The following is a 16,375-nucleotide window of genomic DNA, read 5'->3' as shown; positions in this document are numbered from 1 at the left end:
GCGTACGGGGCTCCTAACGTGGCGAATAGTCAGGTTTGCACCCCCATCACGGAGGTCCCCCCATGTCCCTGCGCTCCCGTCTCTCCATAGCCGTGGCCGCCGGCGCCCTCGCCGTCACCGCCCTCGCCACCCCCGCCGTCGCCGGTGACGACCCGGACGACCCGCGCGACGACTGGGGGCAGAACCAGACCCAGGACCAGACCCAGGACCAGACTCAGGACCAGACGCAGAGTCAGAGTTTCGACCAGGACCCGAATCACAGCCAGGACCCGAACCAGGACCACAACCCCCGTCTGGCCAGAGGCGTCGTGACGGCCCGTTCGCTGGCGCTGCGCAGTTCGCCGTTCCGGGGTGGCCAGGTCATCCGGTGGGCCGACCGGGGCGAGGTCGTCTCGATCTTCTGCAGGACCAACGGCCAGAGCGTCCAGGGCAACCGCCAGTGGTACCTCCTCACGGACGGCACCTGGGCCTGGGGCCCGGCGCGTTACATCCGGACCATCGGGCCGGCACCCCGCTGGTGCTGACATCCACGCACACTAGGAGACATCACGTCCTCTTTGGGTAAGTTCCGGACATGATCAAGGCCGGAACCACCGTGGCCCCCGCGGAGACCTCCGCTCCCTCGGTACGCCTGCCCCGGCGCCGTGGCATCGAACTGGCCCTCATCGTCCTCGCCGTCCTGCTGTCGGTGTACGGCTACTGCGCTGTCGGCCTCGCCAAGAACGGCTCCGTCCCGCCCGACGCCGCCGGTTACGGCGCCGGGCTCGGCGTGCTCGCGCTCATCGCCCACGGAGCGGTCCGCCTGAGGGCGCCGTACGCAGATCCACTCCTGCTGCCGATCGGCGTACTGCTCAACGGCCTGGGCCTCGTCCTGATCTACCGGCTCGACCTGGAGACACCCGGGGACCGCGCGGCCCCCACCCAGCTGGTGTGGTCCACGGTCGGGGTGACCCTGTTCATCGTGGTCGTGCTGATGCTGCGCGACCACCGGGTGCTCCAGCGGTACGCCTACGTCTGTGTCGCCGCCGCACTGGCCCTGCTGACCCTCCCGATCCTCTTCCCCTCCGTGAACGGCGCCCGCATCTGGATCCGGATCGCCGGGTTCTCCATCCAGCCGGGCGAGTTCGCGAAGGTGCTCCTTGCGGTGTTCTTCGCCGCGTATCTCGCGACCAACCGGAACGCGTTGGCGTTCGCGGGGCGGCGGCTGTGGGGGCTTCAGCTGCCCACCGGCCGGGTGCTGGGCCCGCTGCTGACCATCTGGCTGATCAGCGTCGGGGTCCTGGTCCTGGAGCGGGACCTCGGCACCTCGCTGCTGTTCTTCGGACTGTTCGTCGTGCTGCTGTACGTCGCCACCGGACTCACCGGCTGGATCGCGCTGGGACTGCTGCTGGCCGCCGTCGGCGCCCTCGCCGTGGGCTGGCTGGAGCCCCATGTGCACATCAGGGTGGAGGACTGGCTGCACCCCCTCGCGTCGATCGAGGCGGGCCAGGGGCCGAACCAGCTCGCACAGTCCCTCTTCGCCTTCGCGGCGGGCGGGGTCCTCGGCACCGGGCTCGGGCTCGGCCACTCCATCCTGATCGGCTTCGCCGCGAAGTCGGACTTCATCCTGGCGACCGCCGGCGAGGAGCTGGGCCTGGCGGGCCTCGCCGCGATCTTCCTGCTGTACGCCCTGCTGGTGGAGCGCGGCTACCGGGCGGGCCTCGCCCTGCGCGACCCGTTCGGGCGGCTGCTCGCGATCGGACTCGCCTCGATCGTGGCGCTCCAGGTGTTCGTGATCGCGGGAGGGGTCGGCGGACTGATTCCGCTCACCGGCATGGCCATGCCGTTCCTCGCCCAGGGCGGCTCGTCGGTCGTCACCAACTGGGCGATCGTCGCCCTGCTGATCCGGGTCAGCGACTCGGCCCGCCACCAGTACGACGGAAAGGAGAGCCCGTGACGACGCCAGGACCCGGTATGGCCCGTTACATCCGGCACGCCGCCTGCTTCTGCACCCTGCTGCTCGTGGCGCTCCTCGTCAACGCCGCCCGCGTCCAGGTCGTCCAGGCCCGCGCCCACGGCGAGAACCCGGCCAACCGCCGCGAGACCATCGCCCGTTACGGCCGGGAGCGCGGCGACATCCTGGTCGGCGGGCGGCCGGTCACCGGATCCCGGGACACCGGGGAGCAGCTGCGCTATGAACGGACGTACACGGACGGGCCGTTGTACGCGCCGGTGACCGGCTTCGCCTCGCAGGAGTACGGCACATCCTTCCTGGAGCACACCGAGGACTCGATCCTGTCCGGCTCGGACCCGCTGCTGACGCCCTTCCCGCTGTGGAACGACTTCACGCGCAGACGCAACCCGGGCGGGAACGTCGTCACCACGCTCAACAGGGCCGCGCAGAAGGCGGCCTTCCACGGGCTCGGCGGACGCAAGGGCGCGGTGGCGGCGGTGGAGCCGTCGACGGGCCGCATCCTCGCGCTGGCGTCCTCCCCTTCGTACGACCCCGCGGCGCTGTCGGGGAACGACCCGCGGGTGGGCCGGGCCTGGGCCCGGCTCAACGCGGACGTGGACAAGCCGATGCTCAACCGGGCGGTACGGCAGACCTATCCGCCGGGTTCCACGTTCAAGGTGGTCACCGCGGCGGCCGCGCTGGACGCGGGTGTCATCAAGGACGTGGACGCGCCGACCGACTCGCCGGAGCCGTACACCCTGCCCGGCACCACCACCTCCCTCACCAACGAGTCCGAGGGCTGCGAGGACCTGTCCCTGCGGGAGGCCTTCCGGTGGTCGTGCAACACGGTGTTCGCGAAGCTCGGGGTGAAGGTGGGGGTGCGTGACATGACGGCCACCGCGCGGGCCTTCGGGTTCAACGACCACTCGCTGCGGATCCCCTTCTCGGTGGCCCGCAGCACCTTCGACCCGACCGTCGACAAGGCTCAGCTGGCCCTGTCGTCGATCGGCCAGTACAACACCCGCGCGACCCCCCTCCAGATGGCGATGGTCTCGGCGGCGGTCGCCAACGGCGGGCAGATCCGCCCGCCCTACCTGGTGGAGCGGACCACGACGGACGACGGTGCCACGGTGGCGACGGCGGGCTCGCGCCCGGTACGGCAGGCGATGTACCCGGCGACGGCCGCACGGCTGAAGGAGCTCATGGCCCAGGTGGTCACGGAGGGCACCGGCACGAACGCCGCCATCCCCGGCGCCGTCGTCGGCGGCAAGACCGGCACCGCCCAGCACGGCATCGGCAACTCCGGGACGCCGTACGCCTGGTTCGTGTCGTGGGCGCAGGGCGAACGGGACATGGAGCCGAAGGTCGCGGTGGCCGTGGTGGTGGAGGACGCGTCGGCCGTCCGGGGGGACATCACCGGGGGCGGGGTGGCGGCGCCGATCGCGCGGGCGGTGATGGAGGCGGTGCTCAATTCCAGGTAGTGAGACCGGGGTTGAGTCGCGCCGGGCCACCGACCTAACGTTCGGTCCATGACTGAAGCCACCGCGTACCAACTCGCCCAGGTGAACATCGGCCGCCTCAAAGCCCCGCTGGACTCCCCGCAGTTGAAGGCCTTCGTCGACAACCTCGATCCCGTGAACGCCGACGCCGACAACGCCGACGGTTTCGTCTGGCGACTGGAGGACGAGACCGGCGACGCGACGGACATCGCCGTCTTCGGCGACGAGTGGCTGATCATCAACATGTCGGTGTGGCGGGACACCAACGCGCTGACGGCGTACATGTACCAGGGCCGACACCGCGAGATGCTCGCCCGCCGCAGGGAGTTCTTCGAGCGGGTCCAGGAGGCGATGGTGGCCCTGTGGTGGGTCCCGGCCGGCCATCGACCCACGGTCGCCGAGGCGGAGTCCCGCCTGCTGCACCTGCGCACGAACGGGCCCACCCCGTACGCGTTCACCCTGCGGACGCCGTTCCCGGCACAGGGGGCGGAGCCGGTCACGGCCCTGGAGATCCCGGACGACCTGGGCTGCTCGGTCTAGAGCGGCTTGCGCATCTCCTGGCGGATCTGGAGGGTGGTCGCGGCCAGCTTGTCGAGGTCCACGGCCGACGGGTCGTCCGTGGTCGCGGTGTTCGTCACCTCGAACACCGCTCCCGACGTGTTGGCATCGACCCAGCCACAGAGCGGTAGCGTCACCTTCACACCGCTGTCAGTCCGGGTGCTGACCTCGCAGGTGATCGTGACGCCGCCGGAGCCGGCCGGGTGGAAGTCCTTCGGAGACACGACAACGTCCGCGCCTTCTCCGTCCCCGCCGCCCTTCATCATGTCGTCCCGGCTCCAGTCGGGGTCCCTGAACCGGCCGTACAGACCCATCACCACCAGGTCGCCCTTCGCCTCGTCACCGCCAAGGCTGTAATGGCCGTACGCGACACCCGCGAGTTTGACGTCCCAGCTACCGGCGGCCTGTTCCTTGAGCTTTTGGCCCTCAGAATCGGAGACGTCCCGAGTGAGTTCGTAGCGGTTGTCCACCAGCGTCTTGGGGAGGGCGAGCCGGTACTTGGCCTCCGGGAAGCCGACGTCGGCCAGCTTCGAGCCGTACATGGCGAACCCCCCAACGCTCACGGCGACCACCCCGCCCACGATGCCGAGAATCAGCCCGACACGGCGCCCCTTCGGGGGCGGAGCGACGGGCGGCACGCCCCAGCCGTACGGCTGCTGCTGAGGGTACGGAGTTCCGTACGGCTGCTGCTGGGGCGGCACGGGCGGTGCGCCGTACGGTTGTTGCTGACCGTACGGGCCCGGCGCGTAAGGACCCTGCGGAGGCTGCGGAAACTGCTGGTGGTAAGGGTTCTGCGGCCCGTACGGACCCTGAGGCGTGGACACGTCAATACGTTACTCCATGTGAGCGGCCCCCTCCTCGATGGCCTCACCCACCTCGGCGACCCGCTCCCGCTCCTCCGCGGCGAAGCGCTCCGCATCCAGTTTCTCCGCGATCTCCTCGTCCTGGGCCATGAGGAGGTCGAGGTTGGAGTTGCCCATCTCGAACACGCCCATGTCGACGTAGGCCTGCTGGAGGCGCTTGCCCCACAGGCCGATGTCCTTGACGCAGGGGACGATCCGGGAGAAAAGCAACTGGCGGAACAGGGCGAGGAATTCCGACCGTTCGGCGTATTCCTCGGCCTCCGCCTTCGGGATGCCGAAGTTCTCCAGGACCTCGACTCCGCGCAGGCGGTCACGCATCAGGTAGCAGCCCTCGATGACGAACTCCTCGCGTTCGCGGAGTTCGGCGTCGGAGAGCTGCTTGTAGTAGTCGCGCAGCGCCATGCGGCCGAAGGCCACGTGACGGGCCTCGTCCTGCATGACGTACGCGAGGATCTGCTTCGGGAGGGGCTTGTCGGTGGTGTCGCGGATCATGCCGAACGCGGCCAGCGCGAGGCCCTCGATGAGGACCTGCATGCCGAGGTAGGGCATGTCCCAGCGCGAGTCCCTGAGGGTGTCGCCCAGCAGGGACTGGAGGTTGTCGTTGATCGGGTACAGCATCCCGATCTTCTCGTGCAGGAAACGGCCGTAGATCTCCGCGTGCCGCGCCTCGTCCATCACCTGGGTCGCCGAGTAGAGCTTGGCGTCGAGGTCGGGGACGGACTCCACGATCCGCGCGGCGCACACCATCGCGCCCTGCTCACCGTGCAGGAACTGGCTGAACTGCCAGGAGGCGAGGTGCTTGCGGAGCTCTCCCTTGTCCTGGTCGGTGAACTTCGCCCAGTACTTGGTGCCGTAGACGGAGATGGACTCGTCGGGGGTGCCGAGAGGGTCGTGGGGATCGACTTCCAGGTCCCAGTCGATGCGCTTCTGCCCGTCCCACTGCTTGTCCTTGCCCTTCTGATAGAGGGCCAGCAGACGGTCGCGGCCGTCGTCGTACTCCCAGCTGAAACGGGCCTTGCCCGTCGCCGGTACCTGCCAGTGGGGGTCCCCGGGGTCCGTGGTGTACAGGTCGAAAGTCGGCATGTTCCGCAGGCTGCCCCTTCCTAGACGCCGGGTCAACAAGTCGTGCGCAAGGGATTGACGAGCTTGCTGACAAGCAGTCTCATAAGAGCCATGACGAGTCTGACAGAAGTCGACGCGCTCGAAGGGCTGCGTGACGCGCTCGGTCTGCTCAAGGACCGGGAGCAGGTCGCCGAGCGGCTGCTCGACTCCTCAAGGAAGCACTCCTTCGACCCGGACGAGGAACTGGACTGGGACGCGCCCTTCGAGGAGGGCAAGTGGTTCTGGCCGCCGGAGCTGGTCTCGCTGTACGACACCCCGATGTGGCGCCGGATGAGCGAGGAACAGCGGATCCTGCTCTCGCAGCACGAGGCCGCGGCGCTGGCCTCGCTGGGGATCTGGTTCGAGATCATCCTCATGCAGCTGCTGTGCCGTCACATCTACGACAAGGCGGCGACGAGCGCGCATGTGCGGTACGCGCTCACCGAGATCGAGGACGAGTGCCGGCACTCCAAGATGTTCGCGCGGCTGATCTCGCGGGGCGGGACGCCCTGGTATCCGGTGAGCCGGGGCCATCAGCAGCTGGGCCGGCTGTTCAAGACGATCTCCACGACGCCGGGATCCTTCACGGCGACGCTGCTCGGCGAGGAGATCCTCGACTGGATGCAGCGGCTGACGTTCCCGGACGAGCGGGTGCAGCCGCTGATCAGGGGCGTGACGCGGATCCATGTCGTGGAGGAGGCGCGGCATGTGCGCTACGCCCGGGAAGAGCTGCGGCGGCAGATGGTCTCCGCTCCGCGGTGGTCGCAGGAGTTCACTCGGGTGACGTCCGGGGAGTTCGCGCGGGTGTTCTCCGTGGCGTTCGTGAATCCGGAGGTGTACACGAATGTGGGCCTCGACCAGCGGGAGGCGTTGGCGCAGGTGAAGGCGAGCGGGCATCGCAGGGAGGTCATGCAGACCGGGGCTCGGCGGTTGACCGACTTCCTGGACGACATCGGAGTGCTGCGGGGTGTCGGGCGACGGCTGTGGAGGTCGTCGGGGCTGCTGGCTTGACGGTCGGGTGCGGGCCGGTGGGGGCTGGGCGCGCAGTTCCCCGCGCCCCTGGGGTGGGTGCAGTCAGGCATGCCTAGCAGTACCCACCTCTTAGGGGCGCGGGGCTGTGACATCAGCGGCTCCGCCGCGGGGCGCGACCAGCCACGACGCGCCCGCAGACGGCCGACTACCCTTCGAGGCATGACCCCATCCGCTCCCGCTTACCGTCGGCTGAGTGTCGAGGAGCGCCGGAGCCAACTTCTCGAAGCCGCCCTCACCCTCTTCGCGCACCGCGTCCCCGAGGACGTCTCCCTCGACGACGTGGCGGAAGCGGCCGGAGTCTCCCGTCCCCTCGTCTACCGGTACTTCCCCGGCGGCAAGCAGCAGCTCTACGAGGCCGCCCTCCGCTCCGCCGCCGATGAGCTGGAGCAGTGCTTCGACGAGCCCCGGGAGGGGCCGCTGCTCATCCGCCTCTCCCGTGCCCTCGACCGCTACCTCGCCTTCGTCGACGAGCACGACGCCGGTTTCAGCGCGCTCCTCCAGGGCGGCAGCGTGGTCGAGACGTCCCGGACCACCGCCATCGTCGACGGCGTACGACGGGCCGCCGCCGAGCACATCCTCAGACACCTGGGCGTCATCGAACCCGGCCTGCTGCTGCGCATGACCGTACGGATGTGGATCACTGCGGTGGAGGCGGCCTCACTGATCTGGCTCGACGAGGGCAAGCAGCCCCAGGTCGAGGAGTTGCGTGACTGGCTGGTCGAGCAGTTCGTCGCCGTGCTCTCCGTGACCGCGCACCGCGATCCGCAGACCGCCGCGCTGGTCACGGCCCTCGCGGCGGATGGCTGACACTGGTGCGGTGAAGAGCGAAGACACCCCCTTCGAGGGCGGCCCCATGGACGGCCGGGTGCTGCCCGTGCTGCTGGGGCCCACGGGCCGCCCGCCGAAGACGTACCGCATCCCCGTCCCCGACACGGCCGGCGGCCCGCCCAGCGTGCTGGTGTACCGCCTGGTGCCCAGGGGCCACTCGAGGATGGGGATCCAGAAGGGGTGGAAGTACGAGTACGACCCCGAGGGCAAGGCGGCCGGGCTGAAATGGCCCTGGTCCAAGCCCGACAGGCCGGACGACACGCCGGACGCCAGGCCGGACGACGGACCGGCTGACACCGAAGGGTGACGACGTTGCGCCGAACCGCCCACCCGGCGCGCGAGGACGCCGTCGCCGCCTGATGCTCGCCGTGCGGAACAGAGGGGCTGCTCCGCACGGGAGGTGATGACGTGTCAGGAAGGCTTCTGCGTCTGGTGTGTACGGCGGCGGTGGCGGTCGGCACCGCCCTCGCGCCACTGCCCGCGGCGGCTGTCCCGGAGCCGGAGCCGCACGAGCGTTCCGTCGCCGATCTGGTGACGGACCTTCAGCGGCTGTACCGGGAGGCCGAGGAGGCCACCGAGGCCTACAACACCACCGAGGAGAAGCTGAAGGAGAAGCGCGCGGAGGTCGCCCGCCTCGATACGCAGCTCTCCAAGGCGCGCCTCTCCCTGCACGACGGCCGGGGCGCCGCGGGACGGCTGGCCCGGCAGCAGTACCAGAACAGCACCGACATCTCGCCGTACGTCCGCCTCCTGCTCGCCCGCGATCCCCAGCACGCTCTCGACCAGGGCCATGTCATCGGCCAGTTGGCGCGCGAGCGGGCCGTGACGGTGGGCCGCCTGACCGGCACGGAGCACCGTGCCGACGCAGTCGCCCGCAGGGCCCGCAAGGCGCTCGACGACCAGCTCACGCTCGCCGCCCGGCAGAAACGGGAGCGGGACGGCGTACAGGAGAAGCTCGCCGACGTGGAGGCACTCCTCGCCTCCCTCACCGCCGAACAGCTCACCCGGCTGGCCGAGTTCGAGGAGAAGGGAGTCGAGAAGGCGCAGGAGAAGCTGACTACCTCCGGAGCCCTCGCCGAGGAGGACCCCAAGCCCACCCGGAAGGGCGAGACGGCCCTGCGGTACGCCCGGCGGCAGCTGGGGAAGCCGTACGAGTGGGGCGCGGAGGGCCCGAGGACGTACGACTGCTCGGGGCTGACGTCGGAGGCCTGGGCACACGCCGGCACCCCGATCCCGAGGACCAGCCAGGAGCAGTGGGCGCGGCTCCCGAGGATCCCGTTGAAGAAGCTGCGCCCCGGTGACCTGGTGATCTACTTCCCGAAGGCGACCCACGTGGCGATGTACATCGGGAGGGGAAAGGTCATCGAGGCCCCGAGAACCGGCCAGCGGATCAAGATCTCCCCGATCGCGGCCCACCCGCTCCTCGGAGCCGTACGTCCCGACAGACGCGCCGCGAAGGGGCGCGGGGCTGTGACATCAGCGGCTCCGCCGCGGGGGCCCGACCGGCCACGGACGACCCGCACCCGCAGCGGCGCCGATCAGCCGCCGGCCACCGAGGCCAGGTAGGCCCCCGTCTTCTCCGGCTCGTAGAAGAAGTTCTCGAAGTCGGCCGGGTCGTCGAAGCCGTTGGCGAACCGGTCCGCCACCGGCGGCAGCTGCCCGGCCGCCCCGATCAGGTTCAGGATGTGCTCCGGCGGCGGCGCGAGCATCGCGTTCGTCCACTTGGTGACGTGCTGGGCGGTGGCCCAGTACCGCTCGAACGTCGCCCGCATCCACTCCTCGTCGAACTCCTTCTCCCCCTGGTCGAGGATCGACGCGAGGTAGGAGGCCGCGCACTTGGACGCGGAGTTGGAGCCCTGCCCGGTGATCGGGTCGTTGGCGACGACGACGTCGGCCACGCCCAGGACCAGTCCCCCACCGGGCAGGCGGCCTATCGGGTTGCGCACGGTGGGCGCGTAGCGGCCGGCCAGCGTGGCACCGGCGTCCGTGAGTTCGACGTTCGTGGCGCGCGCGTACTCCCAGGGCAGGAACGTCTCCATGAGTTCCAGGGTCAGGGAGAGGTGTTCCGCCGGGTCCTTCACGCCGTTGAAGACGTCGAGCGGGCCGCCGGGTACGCCCTCCCAGAAGAGGATGTCGGCGCGCCCGGAGGTGGTGAGCGTCGGCATGACGAAGAGTTCGCCGACGCCGGGGACGAGGTTGCAGCGGACGGCCTCGGTGTCCGGGTGCTCGGGGCGCGGGCCCAGGCCGTGCACGTAGGAGACGGCGAGCGCGCGCTGCGGTTCGGAGTACGGGGAGCGCTCCGGGTCCCTCGCGAACATGGAGACCAGCTCGCCCTTGCCGGCCGAGACCAGCACGAGGTCGTACGTACGGGAGAAGTAGTCGAGGTCGCCGACGGCCGCGCCGTGGATGACGAGCTGGCCGCCGCGCTGGGCGAAGGTCTCCATCCAGCCGGCCATCTTGACCCGCTGGTCGACCGACTGCGCGTACCCGTCGAGGCGTCCCAGCCAGTCGATCGCGCGCTGCGAGGGCCCCGGGTCGAACGAGCCGGGAGCCGCCACCGAGACGCCGAGCCCTTCGATCTTCGGGGCCTGGGACTCCCAGAAGTTCAGCTGGAGATCGCGCTCGTGCTGGAGTGCCGTGTGGAACATGCACTGCGTCGACATGACCCGGCCGGAGCGGATCTCGTCCGCCGTCCGGTTGGACATCAGGGTGACCTCGTACCCGTGCGACTGGAGGCCGAGGGCGAGCTGGAGTCCGGACTGGCCGGCTCCGACGACGAGTATCTTCCGCATGCGGGTGCTGTTCTCCTACTCGGGGGTGACGTCCAGTGCGTGGCCGACGAGGGACAGGAGCGTCTCGATCACCGAGATCTTCCGCCGCGCGTCCATGATCATGACAGGTATGTGGGCGGGGATCGTCAACGCCTCCCGCACGTCCTCCGGCTCGAACAGCTCACTGCCGTCGAAGTGGTTGACCGCGACGACGTACGGCAGTCCGCAGCTCTCGAAGTAGTCGAGGGCGGGGAAGGAGTCCTTGAGGCGGCGGGTGTCCGCCAGGACGACTGCCCCTATCGCGCCCCGCACCAGGTCGTCCCACATGAACCAGAAGCGCTCCTGGCCCGGCGTGCCGAAGAGGTACAGGACCAGGTCTTCGTCGAGCGTGATGCGGCCGTAGTCCATGGCCACGGTCGTGCTGACCTTCTCGGGGGTGCCGGTGAGGTCGTCGACCTGCTCGCTGGCCTCGGTCATCAGCGCCTCCGTCTGGAGGGGCTCGATCTCCGAGACGGTGCCGACCAGGGTGGTCTTGCCGACGCCGAAGCCGCCGGCGACGACTATCTTCGTGGCGATGGGGGCCCGCGTGCGGTCCGTCTGCCAGGACCTGAGGTTGTCGTCGGTCTCGACATCGACGAACGGGGTGACGCCGTACCCGGGGGAGGCGGCGGCGTCAGAGACGACGGAGTCCACTGAGCACCCTTTCCAGCAGAGCGCGGTCGGGACGGCCCGTACCGTGACCGGTCCCGGTGCCGTACACACGGATCTTTCCCTGGTCCGCGAGGTCGCTGAGGAGCACGCGGACCACGCCGAGCGGCATCTTCAGCAGCGCGGCGATCTCGGCCACCGTGCGCATCCGGCGGCACAGTTCGACGATGGCCCGCAGCTCCGGCATGACCGACTTCAGCCCGCCGTTGGTGAGCTCCTTGCGCTCCTCGGCGGCTTCGAGGGCCGCGGTGCTCGCCACGAACGTCTCCACGAGGAGGACGTGGCCGAAGCGGGTACGGCCGCCGGTGAGCGAGTACGGCCGTACCCGGGCGGCTTTGCGGTCGCCGCCGCGGACCGGGAGCTCGGGCCTGTTCGTCATCGGGCGCTCCCTGTCGCGTCGTTCTCCAGCGACTGGCGCAGCTCGCTGCGGAGTTCGGGGGTCAGGACGTGTCCGGCGCGGCCGACGAACAGCGCCATGTGGTACGCCACCACGCTCATGTCGCAGTCGGCGGAGCCGTGCACACCGAGCAGCGAACCGTCGCTGATCGACATCACGAACAGGCTGCCGTCCTCCATCGCGATCATGGTGTGCTTGGTCGCGCCGAAGTCCATGAGCTTCGCGGCGCCGAGGGTGAGGCTGCCGATGCCGGAGACGACGGTCGCGAGGTCGGCGGACGAGCCGCGCGGGCCGGAGGGTTTCGCCTCGCGGGCCTCGCGGGCCGCCGCGTTCCGCTCGGCGTCGGAGGAGAGCAGGAGCAGTCCGTCGGAGGAGACCACGGCGACGGACTGGACGCCGGGGACCTCCTCGACGAGGTTGGTCAGCAGGAAGTGGAGATTGCGTGCTTCACGACTCAGTCCGAAGGTACTGGGCGCGGTCAACTGCTTGCCTCCTCGGCTGTGCCCCCCGTGGCTTCTTCGGATGCGGTGCTGTGCGTCGCCGGCAGTCTGGTCTCGCCGGTCTGTTCCTGGATCTCCGCTTCCACGTCGCGGTAGCCGGCCTCTGCCCCCCGGCGGAAGCCGCCCAGCCTGCGGCGGAGGGCGTCGGCGTCCACGGAGCTGTTCCGTTGGCGGGGCGCCGGGATGCTGGGTGCGGTGATCTTGGGCGTGCGTTTGGGGAGGCCCTTGTCGGTGAGGGGCTCCTCGTCGGTGAGGGGTTCCTCGTCGGCGCGGGTGTGTTCGGTGGCGGCTTCGGTCTCGGCGGCCGTGGGTGCCGACGGCTCCTCTGGTACGGGGTCCGGCTCCCCCTGTGCCGGTACGGGGGCCAGGAGCTCCATCGTCGTCTCGGCGGGGGACTCCGCAGCCGCGTGGCGTACGGCCTTCTCGGCCAGGTCCACCAGGGGGTCGCCCTGCGAACGGCCGCTCAGGACGTTGGAGTTGACCTCCGCGTCGGCGCCGGGGAGGGAGAAGGAGTGGGACGCGCCGGTGACCGGGCCGGTGCCGGAGGCCGGTACGGCGGAGGTGGGCGCGGCGGTGAGCAGCGGCTTGGGGAGGACCACCACCGCGGCCACCCCGCCCTGCTTCTGCTCGCGCAGCTGCACCCGGACGCCGTGCCGGTGGGCGAGTCGGGCCACGACGTACAGGCCCAGCCCGAGTCCCTCGTCGCCCTCGTCGTACGACTCGTAGGCGGCGTCGGGATCGAACTCGGCGAGGCGGGAGTTGAGGGTGGTCATCCGCTCGGCGGTCATGCCGATGCCCTCGTCCTGCACGGAGAGCATGACCTCGCCGCTCTCCAGGAGCCAGCCGGAGACCTCGACGGGCAGGTCGGGCGGGGAGAACGAGGTGGCGTTCTCCATCAGTTCGGCCAGGAGATGGGAGAGGTCGTCCGCGGCGAAGCCCGCCACGTGGGCGTGCGGCGGCAGGGCGGCGATGCGGACGCGCTCGTAGCGCTCGATCTCGCTGACCGCGGCGCGGACGACGTCGACGAGCGGGACGGGCCCGGCGGTCTGCTGCACGTGCTCCGTGCCGGCCAGGACGAGGAGGTTCTCGCTGTGGCGGCGCATGACCGTGGCGAAGTGGTCGAGCTTGAAGAGGGTCGCCAGGCGGTCCGGGTCCTGCTCGCGCTCCTCCAGGCTCTCGATGACGGCGAGCTGCCGCTCCACGAGGCCGAGGGTACGCAGCGCGAGGCTGACGAAGGTCGCGCCGATGGTGGTGCGCAACCGCTGCAACTGGGCTGCGGATTCGGCGAGTTCGCCCTTGAGCTGCTCGCGGGCGTCCGCCATCTTCTGCCGCTGGCCGACCAGGTGCTTGCGGTCGGACTCCAGGGTGTTGACCCGCTCGGCGAGCGCGACGGTGTGCGCGTGCAGGGCGTTGACGGAGCGGACGACCTGGGCGAACTCGTCGTTGCGGCCGGTGAAGGAGACCGCTTCCTCGGCGGTGGGGTCCTCGGCCCCGGCGAGCCGGGCGGAACCGCGGCGCAGCACGGAGAGGGGACGGGTGAGGGTGCGGGCCATCGCGGTGGCGATGCCGACGGCCAGCAGCATCAGCGCGCCGAGGATCGCGACGCGCAGCTCCAGCGCGGTGACGTCGTCGTCGCGCAGCTGGGCGAGCTCCTTGACGCGGCGGTCGAACAGCGCGGACTCGGCGCCGCGCATGAGGTCGACGCGGGCGGAGAGGGCCGCGCCCAGCTTGGTGGTGCTGGTGCCGAGGTCGCCGCCGGAGAGGGTGGGCTGGTCGGTCAGGGCGGCGAGGTACTTGTCGGCGGAGTTGACCTCGGGACCGGTGACGGTGGAGTCGTAGCTCGCCTTGGCGGTGGCGGGCGCGGAGTCCTGGAAGTCGGCGAGGGCCGCGTCGGAGCGCAGCCGGGCCTGCTGGGCGGCGGCGCTGAGCGCGTCACGCTGTGCGGCGTCGGCCTTCGAGGAGACCTTCTTGGTACTCGTCAGGCCGGTGATCGGGTCGTAGACGCTCTGGGTCGTCGTCGGCACGCTGAGCGCCGCGAGCAGCAGTCCGCGGGTGGCGGCGGCCTGCTGTACGGCGGAGTCCAGCTCGGCGAGGGAGTGGGCGCCGGAGCCCGCGCGGGACGGCATCCTCTCGGCCAGTTCCTCGGCGAGCCGGTGCAGTTCGGTGATGGCGGCGGAGTAGGCGCTGTGCGCCTCGAGGGCGGTGCTCTTGCCGGTGAGCGCGGAGCGTCGGACGGCGGCGATGTCGTCGAGGTCGCCGCGCAGGCTCGTGGACAGGCCGGTGTCGGCGCGCAGTTCCTCGACCTGGCGGTCGACGCGGGCGCTCGACTGCTCGCCGGGCGCCTTCGACCCGGGGCGGCCGGCCGCGATGTAGGAGGTGACCTCGTCGCGTTCGTCGGCGAGCGAGTGGGCGAGGTCGAGGGCGTCCTGGGTCTGCTCGGCGAAGGTCACCAGGTCCTGGGAGTCGTGGAGTTCCCCGGAGGCGGTGACGAGGGAGGGGGCACCGGCTCCGGCGACGGCGGCGGCCACGACGGCGACGGCGAGGATCAGCCGGGTGCGGACGTGGGTGGGGCGGCCCGTGCCGACGGGAGTCTCGGGGGCGCCGGGCGTGGCGGGTGTGCGCTCCGCGCCTGTGCCGGAGGCCGTCTGCTTGCCTGTGCGACGAGGCCGCGTCTTCTGCACCGCTGCTCGCATTCCTGAACTCGTGATACCCATGGGCCCGGGGTGGCGCTCCGTCAACTGTTGTGCACACCGGGGTACGGTTCCCGACCCTCCCAGCGCCGGTGGGCGGTGGCCGCGCATCGCCTGAGCCGCCACCCGAAGGAGTGAACCTCGGAGGGGAGTTGGCGGGCAAGTTCCTGCGGCACGCTCACGGACCTTGCGCGGCAGGCCGGTTGGACGTCGGCGAAGACCTTTGGCAGTATTCGCCGCTACGCTCGCCCGGAGTGAACCATTCCATCTCAAACCCGGCGTCTGACCTGCGCGGCTGCGTCAATTCCGCGATCGTTGCCGCCCTTTGGCGAAGCATGTGAAGGGCTCGTGCAGACTGGCCGAATGCGTACGGAATTTGTCTCGGAACCCGGTGCTGCCGGCCGTCCCAACGAGGACTTCGCGAGCGTCGCTCTCCCCGCTTCCGGACGGGGCGGTGTGCTGATCGCCCTCGACGGGGTCACCCCGCCCGACGGCCCGACGGGCTGTCTGCATTCGGTGCCCTGGTTCACGGCCCGGCTCGGCGGGGCGCTGACCGAACTGGCCGTTTCGCTCATGGATGTTCCCCTGGCCGAGGTGCTGTCCCGGGCCATCGCGCGCACAGCTGAGACACATGGTGAAGGTTGTGACCTTTCTCACCCACGGACGCCGCAGGCGACCGTGGTGATGGCGCGGTGGTCCCCGGAGACGGTGGAGTACCTGGTCCTGTCGGACTCGGCGCTGCTCGTGGAGGCACCCGACGGCACGGTCACGGCCGTACTGGACGACCGCCTCTCCCGCCTCCCCCGCACTTCCCTGGCCACGGACGCCCTGATCGACGCCACCCTCCGCAACAAGGAGGGCGGCTTCTTCACGGCGGCGGCCGATCCGTCGGTGGCGGGGCGCGCGGTGACGGGGGTGCTGCCACGATCTGCGGTGCGCACCCTGGTGGCCCTGACCGACGGGGCGTCCCGGTGGGTGGAGAAGTTCCGCGAGGGCGACTGGGAGGACTGCCTCAGGCTTGTCCGCAAGGAGGGGGCGCAGGCGTTGGTGGACCGCGTCCGGGAGCTGGAGCGCGCGGACGCGGAGACCCGGACGTATCTGCGCCGCAGCAAGACCCACGACGACGCGACGGTGGTGTACGCGGAGCTGTGAGGGGCGGCGTCCCACCGAACGGCACGGGAATCCCGGCCGTGTCGCCCGACGAGGAGATCCGCCGCCGTCACGTCCACGAGCCGCGCTTTCCGGGGCGCCGCCAGGCCGGCCGGGGAGCTCGGGCAGCCCCTGCCAGCGACACCCACCGCTGCAAAGCTGCCGCCCCTGGCGACACACCGGGACGTCACCGGACCGCCCCCCGGCCGTGAAGCTCGGGCAGCCCCTGCCGGCGACACCCACCGCTGCAAAGCTGCCGCCCCTGGCGACACACCGGGACGTCACCGGACCGCCCCCCGGCCGTGAAGCTCGGGCAGCCCCTGCCGGCGACACCCACCGCTGCAAA

Annotated in this window: 16 protein-coding genes; 9 read left to right on the top strand and 7 right to left on the bottom strand. The window is 70.6% G+C overall.

Annotated elements, in window-relative coordinates; genetic code table 11:
* Positions 1-62: 62 nt before the first annotated feature.
* From ACIBJB_RS42960 to ACIBJB_RS42945, 4 genes are read left to right on the top strand one after another with little or no spacing between them, the layout of a single operon-like run.
* On the top strand, positions 63-524 hold the full coding sequence (locus tag ACIBJB_RS42960; protein ID WP_398939531.1) for an SH3 domain-containing protein: 462 nt from the start codon (positions 63-65) through the stop codon (positions 522-524).
* Between the two features lie 50 nt (positions 525-574).
* On the top strand, positions 575-1,936 hold the full coding sequence (locus ACIBJB_RS42955; RefSeq protein WP_398939530.1) for an FtsW/RodA/SpoVE family cell cycle protein: 1,362 nt from the start codon (positions 575-577) through the stop codon (positions 1,934-1,936).
* Between the two features lie 17 nt (positions 1,937-1,953).
* The gene (locus ACIBJB_RS42950; protein WP_398939653.1) at positions 1,954-3,414 is read left to right on the top strand and encodes a penicillin-binding transpeptidase domain-containing protein; all 1,461 of its coding nucleotides are present in this window, start codon (positions 1,954-1,956) and stop codon (positions 3,412-3,414) included.
* Positions 3,415-3,462: 48 nt separating this feature from the next.
* Positions 3,463-3,972: a DUF3291 domain-containing protein gene (locus tag ACIBJB_RS42945; protein WP_398939528.1), complete on the top strand. Its 510-nt coding sequence runs from the start codon at positions 3,463-3,465 to the stop codon at positions 3,970-3,972.
* Here the strand turns inward: ACIBJB_RS42945 and ACIBJB_RS42940 are convergent.
* Both ACIBJB_RS42940 and ACIBJB_RS42935 read right to left on the bottom strand, forming a co-directional pair.
* Positions 3,969-4,814: a hypothetical protein gene (locus ACIBJB_RS42940; protein WP_398939527.1), complete on the bottom strand. Its 846-nt coding sequence runs from the start codon at positions 4,812-4,814 to the stop codon at positions 3,969-3,971. The genes ACIBJB_RS42945 and ACIBJB_RS42940 overlap by 4 nt on opposite strands.
* Positions 4,815-4,823: 9 nt before the next feature.
* The gene (locus tag ACIBJB_RS42935; protein WP_398939525.1) at positions 4,824-5,936 is read right to left on the bottom strand and encodes a ferritin-like domain-containing protein; all 1,113 of its coding nucleotides are present in this window, start codon (positions 5,934-5,936) and stop codon (positions 4,824-4,826) included.
* Between the two features lie 90 nt (positions 5,937-6,026).
* Here ACIBJB_RS42935 and ACIBJB_RS42930 point away from each other — a divergent pair, with 90 nt between their 5' ends.
* The 4 genes from ACIBJB_RS42930 to ACIBJB_RS42915 all read left to right on the top strand — a co-directional run bounded on the left by ACIBJB_RS42930 (position 6,027) and on the right by ACIBJB_RS42915 (position 9,380).
* Positions 6,027-6,965: a diiron oxygenase gene (locus ACIBJB_RS42930; RefSeq protein ID WP_057612148.1), complete on the top strand. Its 939-nt coding sequence runs from the start codon at positions 6,027-6,029 to the stop codon at positions 6,963-6,965.
* Between the two features lie 180 nt (positions 6,966-7,145).
* The gene (locus ACIBJB_RS42925) at positions 7,146-7,793 is read left to right on the top strand and encodes a TetR/AcrR family transcriptional regulator (protein ID WP_398939523.1); all 648 of its coding nucleotides are present in this window, start codon (positions 7,146-7,148) and stop codon (positions 7,791-7,793) included.
* A 10-nt stretch (positions 7,794-7,803) separates the two neighbouring features.
* Complete coding sequence (locus ACIBJB_RS42920; RefSeq protein ID WP_398939521.1) at positions 7,804-8,121, top strand: hypothetical protein; 318 nt, start codon at positions 7,804-7,806, stop codon at positions 8,119-8,121.
* Between the two features lie 101 nt (positions 8,122-8,222).
* Positions 8,223-9,380 carry a C40 family peptidase gene (locus ACIBJB_RS42915; RefSeq protein ID WP_398939519.1) on the top strand — a complete coding sequence of 386 codons (1,158 nt, stop codon included), beginning with the start codon at positions 8,223-8,225 and terminating at the stop codon, positions 9,378-9,380.
* Here the strand turns inward: ACIBJB_RS42915 and ACIBJB_RS42910 are convergent.
* The 5 genes from ACIBJB_RS42910 to ACIBJB_RS42890 are packed head-to-tail and all read right to left on the bottom strand — an operon-like array spanning position 9,353 to position 14,871.
* On the bottom strand, positions 9,353-10,606 hold the full coding sequence (locus ACIBJB_RS42910; protein WP_398939517.1) for a styrene monooxygenase/indole monooxygenase family protein: 1,254 nt from the start codon (positions 10,604-10,606) through the stop codon (positions 9,353-9,355). The two genes, ACIBJB_RS42915 and ACIBJB_RS42910, sit on opposite strands and share 28 nt — an antisense overlap.
* Before the next feature lie 15 nt (positions 10,607-10,621).
* Complete coding sequence (locus ACIBJB_RS42905; protein WP_398939515.1) at positions 10,622-11,278, bottom strand: GTP-binding protein; 657 nt, start codon at positions 11,276-11,278, stop codon at positions 10,622-10,624.
* On the bottom strand, positions 11,259-11,672 hold the full coding sequence (locus tag ACIBJB_RS42900; protein WP_398939513.1) for a DUF742 domain-containing protein: 414 nt from the start codon (positions 11,670-11,672) through the stop codon (positions 11,259-11,261). The genes ACIBJB_RS42905 and ACIBJB_RS42900 overlap by 20 nt, the downstream gene beginning before the upstream one ends.
* Positions 11,669-12,172 (bottom strand): roadblock/LC7 domain-containing protein, encoded by a 504-nt coding sequence (locus ACIBJB_RS42895; RefSeq protein ID WP_398939511.1) that lies wholly within the window; start codon positions 12,170-12,172, stop codon positions 11,669-11,671. The genes ACIBJB_RS42900 and ACIBJB_RS42895 overlap by 4 nt, the downstream gene beginning before the upstream one ends.
* Complete coding sequence (locus ACIBJB_RS42890; RefSeq protein ID WP_398939509.1) at positions 12,169-14,871, bottom strand: nitrate- and nitrite sensing domain-containing protein; 2,703 nt, start codon at positions 14,869-14,871, stop codon at positions 12,169-12,171. Before ACIBJB_RS42890 ends, ACIBJB_RS42895 begins: the two co-directional genes overlap by 4 nt.
* Before the next feature lie 372 nt (positions 14,872-15,243).
* Between ACIBJB_RS42890 and ACIBJB_RS42885 the strand changes: the two genes are divergently transcribed.
* Positions 15,244-16,032 (top strand): protein phosphatase 2C domain-containing protein, encoded by a 789-nt coding sequence (locus ACIBJB_RS42885; protein ID WP_398939506.1) that lies wholly within the window; start codon positions 15,244-15,246, stop codon positions 16,030-16,032.
* Positions 16,033-16,375: the final 343 nt, after the last annotated feature.

Source organism: Streptomyces sp. NPDC050759, from assembly GCF_044456945.1.
GTDB lineage: Bacteria > Actinomycetota > Actinomycetes > Streptomycetales > Streptomycetaceae > Streptomyces.
The sequence above is the reverse complement of the archived record's forward strand: the minus strand, read 5'-3'. Positions and strand labels throughout refer to the sequence as shown.

Bases quoted from the DNA above. Each gene is read 5' to 3' on its own strand.
- ACIBJB_RS42955 (WP_398939530.1), top strand. From the start codon at position 575: ATGATCAAGGCCGGAACCACCGTGGCCCCCGCGGAGACCTCCGCTCCC.
- ACIBJB_RS42910 (WP_398939517.1), bottom strand. From the start codon at position 10,606: ATGCGGAAGATACTCGTCGTCGGAGCCGGCCAGTCCGGACTCCAGCTC.
- ACIBJB_RS42960 (WP_398939531.1), top strand. From the start codon at position 63: ATGTCCCTGCGCTCCCGTCTCTCCATAGCCGTGGCCGCCGGCGCCCTC.
- ACIBJB_RS42925 (WP_398939523.1), top strand. From the start codon at position 7,146: ATGACCCCATCCGCTCCCGCTTACCGTCGGCTGAGTGTCGAGGAGCGC.
- ACIBJB_RS42885 (WP_398939506.1), top strand. From the start codon at position 15,244: ATGCGTACGGAATTTGTCTCGGAACCCGGTGCTGCCGGCCGTCCCAAC.
- ACIBJB_RS42930 (WP_057612148.1), top strand. From the start codon at position 6,027: ATGACGAGTCTGACAGAAGTCGACGCGCTCGAAGGGCTGCGTGACGCG.
- ACIBJB_RS42950 (WP_398939653.1), top strand. From the start codon at position 1,954: ATGGCCCGTTACATCCGGCACGCCGCCTGCTTCTGCACCCTGCTGCTC.
- ACIBJB_RS42945 (WP_398939528.1), top strand. From the start codon at position 3,463: ATGACTGAAGCCACCGCGTACCAACTCGCCCAGGTGAACATCGGCCGC.
- ACIBJB_RS42935 (WP_398939525.1), bottom strand. From the start codon at position 5,936: ATGCCGACTTTCGACCTGTACACCACGGACCCCGGGGACCCCCACTGG.
- ACIBJB_RS42900 (WP_398939513.1), bottom strand. From the start codon at position 11,672: ATGACGAACAGGCCCGAGCTCCCGGTCCGCGGCGGCGACCGCAAAGCC.